The sequence below is a fragment of the Virgibacillus oceani genome (assembly GCF_014638995.1).
GTDB classification, from domain to species: domain Bacteria; phylum Bacillota; class Bacilli; order Bacillales; family Amphibacillaceae; genus Virgibacillus_E; species Virgibacillus_E oceani.
In genome coordinates, this window is record NZ_BMFR01000018.1 from 1 (window position 1) to 14141 (window position 14141).

The window sequence follows — 14141 nt, forward strand, 5'->3', positions numbered from 1 at the left end:
ACATTATCTCGGATTTTAAGCTGGATTAATTTGATATTTGATGTCTGGGATAATGTGCTGATTTACATCCTTTAATAGATTACAAGATTCACTTAGCCATTTTTCACAGGATGATCATATACATATTCTGGAAAGTCGGTTATGATCCCATCTACCCCAAGTTCGAATAAATGATCTGCCTGTTCCTGTGTTCTTACCGTGTACGGCCAAATTTCCATTCCAGCTGCATGAATTCGATCTACAAGTTCAGGTGTCAGCAGATTCATATTTGGGTTAAAGTAATCCGCATATGCTGCAAATTCAGCCAGTTCTTCATCTGTAACATCCGCCCAGCTCATGCCAGCAAGTACACCATGGGGAACAGTTGGCAAAAGGGCTTTCGATGTTTGAACAGATTCATGGTTAAATGACTGAATAATAATTTTATTGTTTTTCGGTTTATCCATATTACGTTCCCTTAAAGCATCGGCAACTTTCTCTTCCACACCCGGATATAGTTCCGGTGATTTAAGCTCTATTAATATACCAATTTTCCCTCGAAACGCGTCAATTACTTCTTCAAAGGTTGGGATTTTCTCACCTGCATATTCTTCACTAAACCAACTGCCTGCATCCAATTGTTTGAGCTCTTCAAGCGTATAGTCCCCAACACTGCCTGTCCCATTTGTCGTACGATCCAGGGTCGTATCATGGATGATGACCATTTCACCATCCTTTGACAGCTGCACATCTATTTCAATATAATCGGCTTTCATCTCAAAAGCCTTCTGAAATGCGGCCATCGTATTTTCAGGAGCGTGTCCGGATGCCCCCCTGTGTGCAATCGTAACAACCTTTTTTGAACCTGTTTCATTATTTTGCGCGAACGCAGTAACTGTGAACATTGACATACAAACAATGATAATTAAAAATATCGAAAAAATTCGTGCCATAACGTAACCTCTCCTTTGAATTCTTATTTACCTCTATTATATGGTCCGCATATTAAATAGAGTTAAATAGTAGATTAATAGATTGTAAATACGAGAATGGCAGTAACCCTTTCCCTCCTTTGCAAAGATGTAGGTACAGATTTTAAACCATGCTAATTGTAGAATCTACGCTGTAATTGTAACTATATCGAATTTCTGAAAAAAATAACGTCGAATTAAGTCGAAACTTTATGTAATTTTCAAAATTGATAAATAATAACCATCATACAAATTTATCGTAAAGACTAATGAACCATCCACTTACCTGATTACAACAATACATATTGCATTTATAGTGAATTTGGCTAAGGGACCTTACAGCCATTTACGATTTAGTACATAAAGATAAACCGAATTGCCTATTTATTTGCTGAAGCTAGCCGAGGCAGATTCGGTAGTTTAGTTATCCATAGCATTCAAATTTTGGAGTTTTCCTAAACGACAAAAAACCACGCCAGAAGCTTCCCCACAGGCGTGGTTAGTGGAACTGATGTTTTAAATAATTTTGTCAATGATCCCATATTCTTTTGCTTCTTCCGCAGTCATAAAATGATCACGGTCTGTATCCTTCTCGACCTTTTCGAATGGCTGGCCAGTACGCTCGGAAAAGATTTCATTAATTTTCTTTCGCATTTGAATAATCCGTCTTGCACTAATCTCAATATCACTTGCCTGACCCTTTGCGCCGCCATGTGGCTGGTGAATCATAACTTCACTGTTCGGCAATGCAAATCGTTTTCCCTTTGCCCCAGCTACAAGTATTGTTGCTCCAAATGAGGCGGCAAGTCCCGTACAAATCGTTTGGACATCAGGCTTAATAATTTGCATCGTGTCGTAAATTGCAAATCCTGCAGTTACAGATCCGCCTGGACTATTAATATACAATGAAATATCCTTTTTTGAATCCTCCGCCTCTAAAAATAATAACTGGGCTACAATATTATTTGCAACAACATCATTGATTTCTGAACCCAGAAAAACGACGCGATCCTTTAACAGCCTTGAATATATATCATACGAACGTTCCCCATGTTTCGTTTGCTCAACCACATAGGGTATAGGAATTGTGGACAATGAAATTACCCCTTTCTATGCAACTGCTGAGAATTCCTGCTGCCTAAACATCGCTATCTGTGATAACACTGCAGACAATTCACTTCGATAAAATGGCATATACAGAATTCCGCCATCTTTTGTCAGAATGGATACAAGCACATAAAATGTATTGCCAGAGCCAAAGGATTGGAATAGTGGTGATACGCTTTCCTTGCCTTCCATAGACGACATCACTGGAGAATTATCTCCATTTTTATACAGCTGGATAACCGCGTCTGGATTTCCGTTGCGTAATGCAGTTATATATGTCGGCGATTCGTCATCTTCCGGATAATAGTTCTCAATAAACCCGGAATTGGCTTTTAGCTTTTTACGGGCACGGTGGAGCAAAGCTTTAATAGAGCTCTCTGTTACAGAAAGCGCATTTGCTGTTTCCTTTAGTGAATAGCCAAAGCCTTCCACGAGTATCAGTACAATTCGCTGTTTTAATGTGAATTCATTCAACAGGATGTTTATCACTTGATGAACAGTATCATTAGCTGGTACACCCTCATGTCCTAAATCATTCATATCCTCATGCAAGCGCTCATCCAATTCTCGTTTACGGTGTTTGTCGATCCACGTATTGGAGGCAATGCGTAGTAAATATGCTTTGGCAATAGGTTTTGGCTTTTTCTGCCAGCCTTTATATGCCTTAATCAGAGTATCCTGCAGTAAATCCTCTCCATCCCATTTTGTTTTTGTCAAGGACAGGCAGTACTTTCTCAAGTCGTGCATGTATTTTTTTATGGTATCTTCAAATTCTTGATTCATTGCAATTGGAGTTTTATTAACAAGCGGCCGCATGTTTTCCCTCCTTAAAATTTGTCTTTCACTATTATAAACGAAAAAGGTTTATGTAAAGATACGGGGTAAATGAATTAATTATGATTTTCTTTTACTATACAATAAATAATATTATTCCTTGAATAAAAATGCTTGTATATCTTTAGCTAAAGAGCAAGCTTGCTGCAGGTTCCAGTTCGGATTTTTACCAAACTTTAAAAATGGTTAAGCCACTGTTTGTAAGATGTCCATTATCCTGTATTTGAAAAAAATTACATTTCCGTTAAATACGCCCTACCATTTTCCTTGTGTTTATCATCTACTGTACTAACACCTAATGCGGGAGTTGAGCCTATGAAGCTAAGAAAATTTGTTGACCGGTTACCGATCATGGAGACGTTAAGACCAAAGTCAAAAAATAATAAAGGAGCCTATTATGAAGTCCGAATGGAGGAATTCACACAAAAACTGCATAGGGACCTAAAGCCTACACGTTTGTGGGGATACAATCGCCAGTTTCCAGGTCCAACAATTGATGTTAATCAGGGAGAGCCAATACAGGTTAGATGGATGAACAACCTTCCACATAGACATATTCTTCCAATCGATAAATCCATACACGAGGTAGCACATCATCCAGAAGTCCGCACAGTTACACACCTACATGGAAGTGAAACGATGTCTGTAAGTGATGGCTATCCAGAGGCGTGGTTTACTAAAGGTTTCAGAGAAGTTGGACCATTTTTTGAACGAGAAATATATGAATATCCAAACCATCAACGAGGTGCAACACTTTGGTACCATGATCACGCGATGGGAATTACAAGGCTAAACGTGTATGCCGGACTCACTGGCATGTATATTATTCGTGACAAACAAGAAAAAGGATTAAATCTGCCAAATGGCAACTATGAAATTCCGCTTGTTATCCAAGACAGGTCATTCCATGAAGATGGGTCACTAAAATACCCAATACAGCCGGATGACCCAGCTGCTAATCTGCCTAATCCCTCTATTACACCATTTTTTATTGGGGATACCATTGTCGTGAATGGAAAGGTATGGCCATATGTTGAAGTTGAACCGAGAAAATACCGCTTCCGAATACTTAACGCTTCAAATACTCGAGCATATCAGTTACAACTTGATTCAGGCCAGCCTTTTTATCAAATCGGGTCGGATGGTGGTTTATTACAAAATACAGTAAAAATAAACAAACTAGCAATTGAACCGGCAGAACGGGTAGATGTTATACTTGATTTTTCAAAATATGAAGGAGAACGAATTATTTTAAAAAATGATCTCGGACCAAATGCCATCCCTGAAGATGAAACGGATGAGATAATGCAGTTTAACGTGAATTTGCCCTTATCTGGAAAAGACAATAGCAGCCTTCCGAAACGATTATCCACCATCCCTTCCCTAATACACAACGAAATTAGCACAATCAGAAATTTAAAATTAGTTGGTTCAACCGATAAGTATGGACGTCCATTACTTTTATTGGATAATAAAAAATGGAAAGATCCAATAACGGAAAAACCCAAGCTAGGAACAACTGAAATCTGGTCATTACAAAATATTACCGGATTTACCCATCCAGTTCATATTCATTTAATCCAATTTCAAATTTTGGATCGACGCCCATTTGATTTAGATCTCTATAATAAAGATGGAAAAATAGTATATACAGGTGAAGCCAAACCTCCGGAACCAAATGAACGCGGATGGAAAGATACAGTCGCAGCCCCGTCTGCGCATATCACGCGCCTTATCGTAAAATTCGCTCCATACACTGGCGATTATGTTTGGCATTGTCATATTCTGGAACATGAGGATTATGACATGATGCGGCCGTTTACAGTGATTGACCCTGATAGGGATGGTAAATAATCTAATGTGGGTGGTACAAAAGTTGTTATGCAACATTTTGTTTTGCTCCAGACTATTGTTTATACATTTTGGACCTAAAAATACATCACTAGTATTCAATTTCATCAAAATCTTTTGGCTGCGGAGTGGGCTGTCTTTCTTTTAATTCAGGCTTGGCAGCTATTTCATCAGATATTTCCTGAAACGATTTTCCTTTAAAAGATTGCTCATGCATTGTCTTTTGCTTTTTTTCATTAAATTGATTATCCATTAATTTTACCTCCATAATGTATATTGTTTCCTCAATTTTGTACTATTTATTGAAATGTATACATGCTTTAACAGTAATTAAGCAAACTAAAATAAAATGGAGGAATCATACTATGACTAAAAAGAAAAGAAACGAACGAATTGCAGACAGCATTGTCGCCCCGGGCATTGACCCGGAAGCTTCTTATGGAGATGATGCAACACAGTCCGATATTGAAAAGGGTGATACTACCACCGTTACCAGACTAATTTATGATGAATATGATCCAAGTGAAAAAAACGATACTTAATCCTGGATATATAGAGAAAGGCTGCCTATTTTCATTTATTTTTTCCGTAAAGCTGATAATTTTTTGAAACTAAATATCCTTCATGCAACAACATGAAGGATATTGCTACCTATTTTTGAGGTGCAGAAGGGGCAGAAATAGTAGAAAGCGCTTGGTCCGCACCATCCTTTTGATTATCTGTAGCAAGGTCACCTAATGCAACCATTCCGACAATTTGACCATTTTCAACAACTGGCAGACGGCGAACCTGCTGCTGGGCCATCAGCTGTGCTGCCTGCTGTGCATCCATTCCAGGGTCTGCCTGTACAATTTGCTGCGCAGTCATTACCTGGGACACAGGTGTTTGTGCATTTTCCCCTTGAGCTGTGGAGCGAAGTGTAATATCACGGTCTGTAATCATCCCAACCATTTGACCGGTATGATCAACAACTGGAAGTGAGCCAATATTTTTTTGACTCATAATAGCTGCTGCCTCTTGAATCGATTGTGTATCCGTTACCGTCGCTACATTCTGTGTCATGATATTTCTAATTTGCTGGTTCATATATAACCTCCCCTTTCTAGAATAGGATTGGTTAATTAGGACATTTTATTTGCGGTAATTATTTCTTTTCCAAACAAATTTCCAAGCAATTATTGTAGCGATACTTAACACAACAAGGTAAATATAAACTCCATATTCCATTTTTGACATGAAATAGTGTATTGCCGCAAACACGCCTACCAGTGCCATTAGTATAAACAGCACAGCCGTATTTCCACCCTGCATCTGCATGGATTCAATCGGTTTTGTAAAGGCAAAATCATCATTATTCAGCAATTTATAAGAAATAAGTGTAAATAAGATAACAGTAACAAGCACAATTACTAAATCCGGTAAAATTCGCACCGAAAAAATCGAAACGAAAATAACAGACAAAAGAATATATACCGGCAGATACAATTTAACAATAAATGCTTTTAAAGTAGCTTCATACATTGTGGACGGATTGTGTATAGGTGCTACATAAAAAATCCATCCACCTTTATAATTCTCCGAAAACTTCAGCATGTAAACGACTGAGCCTATCATGATACAGGAAAAATAAATATTAAAATATGCATTGCTCGCTGCAAGTTCAGCAAATGTACCATTATTCAGCTCATTGAACAGGAAGATGAATGGAAATATGAAGGCCATTCCAAGTGATGGGTAAACCTTCAATTTGAAATCCCTTTCCTGTCTCATCATGGCAGATGAAAACCGGAAGAACAGTTTTTCCTCTTTACTGGAGCATAATAATTTTTCAAAGACTTGCTCTGCCAGCCGCTTCCTCCTGCCTGTTTTTGCTGTAGAATCGAGGAGCTTTTGCAAATTCCGTTCAAATGCAGGCATCATCCGGTAATAAACGGAAATGGATAAAAACGGTATAATAACCGCACATAATGCTAAAACAATGATGGAAGCGGCAGAATTTCCATTTATAAAAAATTCAAATGGTGCTGCGAACCAAGCTGGAGGAAGCAAAAGATGCCAATAGCTGAATTGATAGCCAATATCAAATACATCGAAATCGAATACACGAATAACAATTTGATAACCGACCACGATTCCAACAGAGAGTAGTATTTGCACATAATTAATGATATCCTTCAGTCTGTCACCACTGAAAAAACGCAAAATAAAAATATAAATCAGCGCGGTAATAGCAATAATAAATAAAAGCAGAAAGACCATATCTATAAGGAACACTAAAAAATAAAGAATTCCCTGTGTAAACAGCATAACGATTGCCGGAATTCCAATAAAAGCACCTGTCAGCATGGACATGTAAATCATAATATGAATCACTTTTGCAGTATTAATCGTTCGTGCGTTTACTGGTTTCGTGTTCAATATCGCCTTATCTCTGACATCCAGCAGCACCGCAGAGAAATCCGAAATCAATGATGTCATTAGAATAAACATTGCAATGCCAAAGACAATGCTCATCTGAAACATATAATTATCACCGATAAAAAGAAATGGGATAAGCACCAGGCCATATAATGCATAAATCCCTAATGACTTAAGAAATTGGTTCCCTTCTTTTCGCTTTTTAGACATATCATTGCTGAAAATAACCGGAACTCGTCGTTGATCCATTAGAAGCTTCATTTCAAGAATTTTTCGCATTACACTGTAATCAATATGTATCGATCGAAATAATGATTGAAAAAGGTCCAAAAACTTCAACGAACGGAATTCATGCATGACTGTCACCCTCTGAAATAATGCTGACAAAACGTTCGGCAGTGTTTTTATGTTCATCGAAGCCTGTCAATTGATTGAAAATATCCTCCAGAGACCCTTTTTCATTCGCTTTTCGCAATTCTTCAAACGTGCCATCAGCGGCTATTCTTCCATCCTTTAGCAGGACAATTCGGCTGCTTATTTTCTCAACAACATCCATAATATGAGATGAGTAAAATATCGTTTTTCCTTGCTTAACTAATTTTTCTAAGATATCTTTGATAACCATAACACTATTTGCATCCAAGCCGCTTAATGGTTCATCAAGAAATATTAGATCTGGATCATGCAATAAACTCGAAATGATAATTACCTTTTGGCGCATCCCTTTGGAAAATGAAGAGATCCTTGTATGAAGGACATCTTCCATATTGAACTCTGCCATCAACCTTTCCGCTTTGTTTTCAGCGGCTTCTCGGTCCATCCCGTACAATTCACCCATGAAGGACAAATATTCTGCTGCTGAAAGATTTTCATAAATCTCTGCATTTTCGGGAACATAACCAATTTTCCGTTTATAAGCATGATCGCTCTTTTTAATATCTTCACCAAAAATCTCTACATTTCCGCCATATCCGTCAACTAATCCAAGCATAATTTTTAATGTCGTACTCTTGCCGGCGCCGTTTGGACCAATGTATCCAATTATTTGCCCTCGGTATACATCTAGATCAATCCCTCTTAAAACAAAATTGCCATTAAAATTCATCGTTAAATCTTGTAATGATAATATCTTTTCACTTGTAAGTTCCATCAAATCCCCCATTTCATTCATCCGGGACATAGGGACAGGTCAGTGTTTAATCCTGTAATGTCAACCACGCCCGATCTTTATGCCATTCAATCCCAACAGATATATCAAAAAAACGTGATAAATTCTCGGCGGTTAACACATCAGCTGTTTCACCTTTATCAAATACAGTTCCCCGTTGCAGCAATATAGTGTGTGTGAAAACAGGGAGAATTTCCTCTAGATGATGTGTAACAAAAATAATGGTTGGTGCATTTTTTTGCAATGCCAGCTGGTTGATAGCAAACATTAATTCTTCCCGCGAAATGAAATCTAATCCATTACACGGTTCGTCTAGAATAAGCAATTCCGGTGAATTCATTAGCCCTCTAGCAATTAGAATTTTTTGCCTCTCACCTTGAGAACATGTTTGATAGGTGCGTCCCGCCAATTGCCCACAGCCAAGTTGATTCATCAATTTTAATGCCTTTTGATAATCCTCTTCAATTGGATTTTCATATAAACCAATTGATGCATATTTTCCACTTACGACAACATCCTCTGTAAAATCCGCTGTTTTAACCTTTTCTTGTAATGAAGAACTGACCCATCCTATCGATTTTCGCAGTTCTCTGATATCTGTTTTACCAAATGCTTGATTTAAAACACTGATTTGCCCGGCAGTTGGCCAAAAATAACCGTTTACCATATTCAGCAAGGTCGTTTTCCCGGATCCATTCAGTCCAAGTACAGCCCAATGTTCACCTTTCGATACCTGCCAGTTTACATTAGATAAAATCAATTCCTCCTGTCTTTTCCATGAGACATGCTGCAAATCGATAACGTGTGACAATACGTTTCGCCTCTTTCATGTTTACAAAACTATTAACCTTACTTTACTAGATATCCTATTAATTTCCAATGGCATTTGCAAAATAAAAAGCAATAAACCTAAAAAGATTCATTGCTTCACATTTATTTGTTATTATTTCTTTTCCAACATAGAATCAATAAGTTCATTTGCTAAGACCTTTGCGGATAATACTCCGCCAAATACTGGTGTATCTCCTGGAATCTGATGTGTATTTCCTGCTTTTACAAAGCTTAATTCTTCCCATACAGGATTTCCTTTAAGCTGATTTTCGAAAACATTATCATCACCTTGCACAATATAGAGAAATTGCAGGTTATCTTTCTGGAAATTTTGCAGTGTTTCCACTCCAGCCTCGCTAAAACCATATTGTTCCACTTTATCTGATTCAAATGCGTTTTCAAATCCTAGTCTGCTCATCACCTGTGCAACAATAGAATTGTCCGTGTACAATCGTAATACTGGCGAGTTTTGAGTGGTAAATGCCAATGTTGCAATATATTCCGACCCTTTTAAACCGGCATCCTCCACGCGTTGCTTTTGCTTCTCATAAAATTGGTCAAGGTCATTGATTGCTTTATCAGCCTTTTCCTCTTTATCAACTATTTTTGCAACAGTTTTAAATTCATTCATCATTTCCCCATACAGATTTTTCTGCGCTTCTTTGCTGTAAGGTGCAAATGTTACAGTTGGTGCAATTTCTTTTAACTGCTCCAAAATATTCTCATGTCTGAATTTAGCGGCGATAATCAAATCAGGATCCAAACGGGAAATCGCTTCTAAATTTGGCTCCTGCCGAGTACCGACATCCTGCACACTTTCGGCTAATTCCGGTTCAATATTTATCCAGTTATTATATTCATCGATGTTTGGAACACCAGCAGGCTGCATCCCTAATGCCAGTAAGTGTTCTGCAAAAAACCACTCCAGAACAACGATATTTTTCGGTGTCCCCTTAATTTCCTGTTCACCTATTGCATCTTCAATTGTAATCGTCCTGTTTGTTTCGTTGTCATCCTTACTGGCATCGCCCTTTTCATTATTGCCAGCGCCCTCCCCACAAGCAGCTAAAAATGACAGGGTGATTAAACTAATCATCAAAATCCATTTCTTCATATGTACTTCCCCCAACTTTATTTTTTTAAAAAACAGTTGATAATGATTATCAGTTTCATTTACAATGTAACTATAATCATATCCGTTTTTAAAGTCAACAGCTTATTAACATAGAATCCTTTGAAAAATGAATGGAGTGGGGAAATTGACACAAAATGAATGTTTTGATGTAACGATTATCGGTGGCGGGCCAGCGGGATTGTTTTCAGCTTTTTATAGCGGATTAAGGGAAATGAAAACGAAAATAATAGAATACCAGCCAGAGCTTGGAGGAAAAGTTCATGTTTACCCGGAAAAAATTATATGGGATGTTGGTGCATTAACACCGGTATCCGGTTTACAATTAATGAAGCAGCTGGTTCAGCAAGGTCTAACATTCGATCCAGAGGTTGTTTTACAGGAAAAAGTAACGTCGATTTCTAAAAATGCGGATGGATTATTCGTTTTAGATACAGCATCTGGGCGAAGGCATTTCTCCAAAACAGTTATTTTGGCAATAGGCGGAGGTATTCTTAATCCAACGAAAATCGAGATTGAAGGTGCTGAAAAATTTGAAGTAACGAACCTGCATTACACAGTAAAATCGCTAGCACGTTTCCGCGGAAAAAAAGTAATCATTTCGGGAGGCGGAAATACGGCAATTGACTGGGCAAATGGGCTTGCTTCAATAGCTGAGAAAGTATATCTTACATATCGGAAGGATCATTTAACTGGACACGAGGCTCAAATCTCGAAGGTTCTGAACAGTTCTGTTACGTGTATGCCCAATACAGCTATTACGAGGCTGATTTCGATTGAAAACCATGAATTGATCGAAAAGGTGGAGCTGACCAACCATGATAGTAAAATGAAAACAGAGGTACCTATTGATGAAGTCATTGTTAACCATGGCTATGATCGTGATATTGGTTTGCTGGATAATAGTGAAATAGCTGTGGAAAGAATGAATGATTACTTCGTTGCGGGTAACCCAATGAGTGAAACATCGGTTGACGGACTTTTTGCTGCTGGAGACATCCTTCATCATGAAGGCAAGCTTCATCTGATTGCTGGTGCATTTCAGGATGCCGCAAATGCTGTAAATAAAGCGAAACAATACTTAGAAGCTGATGCAGAGGTAACAGCCATGGTGTCCTCGCATAACGAAATTTTTAACGAGCGCAATCGGGAAGTTATTCAGCAGATGATGAAAATTTGAATGGATAAATCCCAAGTTTAGACCACAAATGGTTTACCTTGGGATTTTTTTTGAAGATAATAGAATAGTATATTTCCTCTTCAAGCCCCTATTTTCCGATGTGGAAAAACATAGGCTTTCTGTTTTAATAGCAAACTGACAGCTACGAACACGATTAGTGATAGAATAACAGGGATAGTCACGGTATGAACACCAAATAGGTTTCCATATGCCTCATTATAAAAATGTATGCCAATATAGGCACCTATCCCAGTAATCATGGAAGCAATTGCACCATATTTATTAGCAAATTTCCAGTAAAGTCCCAATACAATTGGCCAGATAAATGCTGCCTCCAACCCGCCAAATGCAAACAAATTCAAAAAGATTAACAGCTCTGGCGGATTGATTGCTAAGATAAATGCCACAATCCCTACAATTGCTGTAACACCCATACTCACATTTTTCACATGGCTATGTGAGGCATTTGGTTTCATATAGTTTAAATAAACATCCTTCACAACAGACGAACTGACCATTAATAATAACGAATCTACCGTTGACATCATGGCAGCAAGCGGAGCCGCCAGCACAATTCCAGCTAGCCATGATGGCAAAACATCCAACGCAACAAGCGGAATAACCCTATCCGCCACTTCAATACCAGGTAAAACCGGTCTTGCGAAAACACCAATTAAATGCATATTCAGCATGATAAATCCAACAACAATTGTGCCTATAATCAGTGCGCGGTGCATCGATTTGGAATCCCGATAAGACATAGCCCTTACCGCCACTTGGGGCAATGCGACTACACCAACTCCTACTAGTATCCAAAAGGACGATACATATAACGATGACAATTGCCCGTCCTGCCCATATGGTGTGACAAGGTTGGGGTTTTCAGCTATCAAATCAGAAAAAATAGCAGATACCCCACCACCCGCAACCACAATGGCAATCAGCAAAATTAACGTACCTGTGAACATGACAACGCCCTGAATCGTATCAGTTAAGGCAACAGCCCGGAATCCGCCAATAATTACATAGATTAATACAGAAACAGTAAAAATAAACAGTGCCGATGTATAGGATATGCCTGTTACCGTTTGAATAAGATACGCACCGCCAACCCATTGTGCCGCCATAGCAGAAAACAGAAAAACGATAATACTTAACGCTGAAAGCAGGACAACGGACTTGCTCTGATACCTTTCCTTCAAAAAATCAATCAGTGTAATAGCGTTATAGCGTCTTGTCACAATCGCAAATTTCTTACCAAGTATTAGTAATACAAAGTACCCTGTCGCAACCTGCGTCATGGCAAGCAAGACCCAGCCAAGTCCGATTGAATATGCCGCACCTGGTCCCCCGAGAAAACTTGACGCACTTCCATATGTGGCAACCATCGTCATTGCCAGAACAAGACCGCCTAATTCCCGGTTTCCTATAAAATAGTCACTGATAAATGATGCTGAACCTGACATTTTTCGATTCGACCAAATTCCTGCCAGAAATACGATAACAAGAAAAATGAATAACGGAATGACAACACCCCAGTTCATACCGAATCCACCTCGTCTTCCTCCCCATCATCCGTGAACGGCATTTCTTTTAATACAAATTTCACGACAACAGCAACTAGTACTGCCATTACAATAAATCCGACAATACAGCTGTAAAAGAACCACGCTGGAAAACCGAATATATATGTATACTCCTCAGGGGATTTAGAACCCATTCCATAGGCAAATCCATACCACCATAGGATATTGAACGCTGCCAATAAACAGCCAATGATTGCTTCCCGATTTGCAATGGAAAACCGCCGATCAGGTTTTATCTTTTTATCTTTCATTTCAATGTTCTCCCTCCATTTAAAAAGAGATTTCTATATTAACACATTTTGTTATATGTACAGAACATTTATAATTTACTTTACATAGTATAATACACACTGCGTCATGAGACATTCAACTATTTAAAACAAAAAAATTCCCTGTCTTATATTAAGTGACAGAGAATCATCTGTTTTACTATATACATTTATAACCTGCTATGCCCCTAAACGCTTCCTAACCGATCCTGCAGATAGAATATTATCCAGTTTAAATGTTCGCACTTCCTTCTTAGAAAAACAATAAGCAAGAACCGTGTCATCTTTTACCCTAATTACCTTAATGACTCGCTGTGAAAGCTGGTTATGATCAGACAGGTAAATAATTTCAAGTTTTTGATTGGTTTCAACCGAATTTACGAGTAATCGCTTCATGTGGAATACCTCCATTCGGAACGTTTGTTCGTATTATATCACAAAGTTTTTATAACATACAATATACTATATACTATATATGGTAAATAGTATTAATTTATGCTTTATGTGTCATCTTCTTCCTCATTATTTCCTTCTTCCTCCCCGTCAATATCGTCCAGATCAAGCCAGGAAAGCATTTCACGTACAACCGTATTTATTTTCTCATCAACCATATCATCTCCATACTTTTTCTTTGCACGCTCAATATTTTCAATAACATCATCACCAAAATGGATAATCGGATCATCACGTTCAAGGTTATTAAATAGGTCAAGAATTTCATCCAATGCCTTATCAAACCGCTTTGTTTCTAATTCCGTTGCTTTCATTTTCATCACCTGCTATTAGCGTATCCATATTTTCATACGTTAACCGAT

16 protein-coding genes are annotated in these 14141 nt (G+C 38.2%); 3 read left to right on the forward strand and 13 right to left on the reverse strand.

The features are described from left to right. Positions 1–92: 92 nt before the first annotated feature. The 3 genes from IEV74_RS16220 to IEV74_RS16230 form a co-directional block, all read right to left on the reverse strand. The gene (locus tag IEV74_RS16220) at positions 93–932 is read right to left on the reverse strand and encodes a glycerophosphodiester phosphodiesterase (protein WP_188456416.1); all 840 of its coding nucleotides are present in this window, start codon (positions 930–932) and stop codon (positions 93–95) included. Between the two features lie 534 nt (positions 933–1466). Next, positions 1467–2045: an ATP-dependent Clp endopeptidase proteolytic subunit ClpP gene (clpP, locus tag IEV74_RS16225; protein ID WP_188456417.1), complete on the reverse strand. Its 579-nt coding sequence runs from the start codon at positions 2043–2045 to the stop codon at positions 1467–1469. A gap of 15 nt (positions 2046–2060) precedes the next feature. Then, positions 2061–2873 (reverse strand): RNA polymerase sigma factor, encoded by an 813-nt coding sequence (locus IEV74_RS16230; RefSeq protein ID WP_188456418.1) that lies wholly within the window; start codon positions 2871–2873, stop codon positions 2061–2063. Positions 2874–3206: 333 nt separating this feature from the next. Between IEV74_RS16230 and IEV74_RS16235 the strand changes: the two genes are divergently transcribed. Continuing rightward, on the forward strand, positions 3207–4745 hold the full coding sequence (locus IEV74_RS16235) for a multicopper oxidase family protein (RefSeq protein WP_188456419.1): 1539 nt from the start codon (positions 3207–3209) through the stop codon (positions 4743–4745). 88 nt (positions 4746–4833) lie between these two features. Here the strand turns inward: IEV74_RS16235 and IEV74_RS16240 are convergent, their stop codons facing one another. Further along, a complete protein-coding gene (locus IEV74_RS16240; RefSeq protein ID WP_188456420.1) occupies positions 4834–4995 on the reverse strand; it encodes a hypothetical protein in 162 nt (53 codons plus the stop codon). A gap of 112 nt (positions 4996–5107) precedes the next feature. On the opposite strand from IEV74_RS16240, the gene IEV74_RS16245 reads away from it, so the two are divergent. Beyond that, the gene (locus tag IEV74_RS16245; RefSeq protein ID WP_188456421.1) at positions 5108–5284 is read left to right on the forward strand and encodes a hypothetical protein; all 177 of its coding nucleotides are present in this window, start codon (positions 5108–5110) and stop codon (positions 5282–5284) included. 109 nt (positions 5285–5393) lie between these two features. Here IEV74_RS16245 and IEV74_RS16250 read toward each other — a convergent pair whose 3' ends face one another. The 5 genes from IEV74_RS16250 to IEV74_RS16270 all read right to left on the reverse strand — a co-directional run bounded on the left by IEV74_RS16250 (position 5394) and on the right by IEV74_RS16270 (position 10273). Further along, entirely contained in the window at positions 5394–5828 is a 435-nt protein-coding gene (locus tag IEV74_RS16250; RefSeq protein WP_188456422.1) for a CBS domain-containing protein, read from the reverse strand. 45 nt (positions 5829–5873) lie between these two features. Next, a complete protein-coding gene (locus tag IEV74_RS16255) occupies positions 5874–7517 on the reverse strand; it encodes a hypothetical protein (RefSeq protein WP_188456423.1) in 1644 nt (547 codons plus the stop codon). Continuing rightward, complete coding sequence (locus IEV74_RS16260) at positions 7510–8310, reverse strand: ABC transporter ATP-binding protein (protein WP_188456424.1); 801 nt, start codon at positions 8308–8310, stop codon at positions 7510–7512. Before IEV74_RS16260 ends, IEV74_RS16255 begins: the two co-directional genes overlap by 8 nt. A 46-nt stretch (positions 8311–8356) precedes the next feature. Further along, positions 8357–9139: an ABC transporter ATP-binding protein gene (locus tag IEV74_RS16265; protein ID WP_188456425.1), complete on the reverse strand. Its 783-nt coding sequence runs from the start codon at positions 9137–9139 to the stop codon at positions 8357–8359. A 132-nt stretch (positions 9140–9271) separates the two neighbouring features. Further along, positions 9272–10273 carry an ABC transporter substrate-binding protein gene (locus IEV74_RS16270; RefSeq protein ID WP_188456426.1) on the reverse strand — a complete coding sequence of 334 codons (1002 nt, stop codon included), beginning with the start codon at positions 10271–10273 and terminating at the stop codon, positions 9272–9274. A 145-nt stretch (positions 10274–10418) separates the two neighbouring features. On the opposite strand from IEV74_RS16270, the gene IEV74_RS16275 reads away from it, so the two are divergent. Beyond that, positions 10419–11471 (forward strand): NAD(P)/FAD-dependent oxidoreductase, encoded by a 1053-nt coding sequence (locus IEV74_RS16275; protein WP_188456427.1) that lies wholly within the window; start codon positions 10419–10421, stop codon positions 11469–11471. 80 nt (positions 11472–11551) lie between these two features. Here the strand turns inward: IEV74_RS16275 and panF are convergent, their stop codons facing one another. The 4 genes from panF to IEV74_RS16295 form a co-directional block, all read right to left on the reverse strand. After that, complete coding sequence (gene panF / locus IEV74_RS16280) at positions 11552–13015, reverse strand: sodium/pantothenate symporter (RefSeq protein WP_188456428.1); 1464 nt, start codon at positions 13013–13015, stop codon at positions 11552–11554. After that, entirely contained in the window at positions 13012–13308 is a 297-nt protein-coding gene (locus IEV74_RS16285; protein WP_188456429.1) for a YhdT family protein, read from the reverse strand. Before IEV74_RS16285 ends, panF begins: the two co-directional genes overlap by 4 nt. Before the next feature lie 198 nt (positions 13309–13506). After that, positions 13507–13722: a WYL domain-containing protein gene (locus tag IEV74_RS16290; RefSeq protein WP_188456430.1), complete on the reverse strand. Its 216-nt coding sequence runs from the start codon at positions 13720–13722 to the stop codon at positions 13507–13509. Between the two features lie 104 nt (positions 13723–13826). Continuing rightward, on the reverse strand, positions 13827–14093 hold the full coding sequence (locus tag IEV74_RS16295; protein ID WP_188456431.1) for an atypical membrane-integrating protein (Mistic protein): 267 nt from the start codon (positions 14091–14093) through the stop codon (positions 13827–13829). Positions 14094–14141 lie beyond the last annotated feature (48 nt).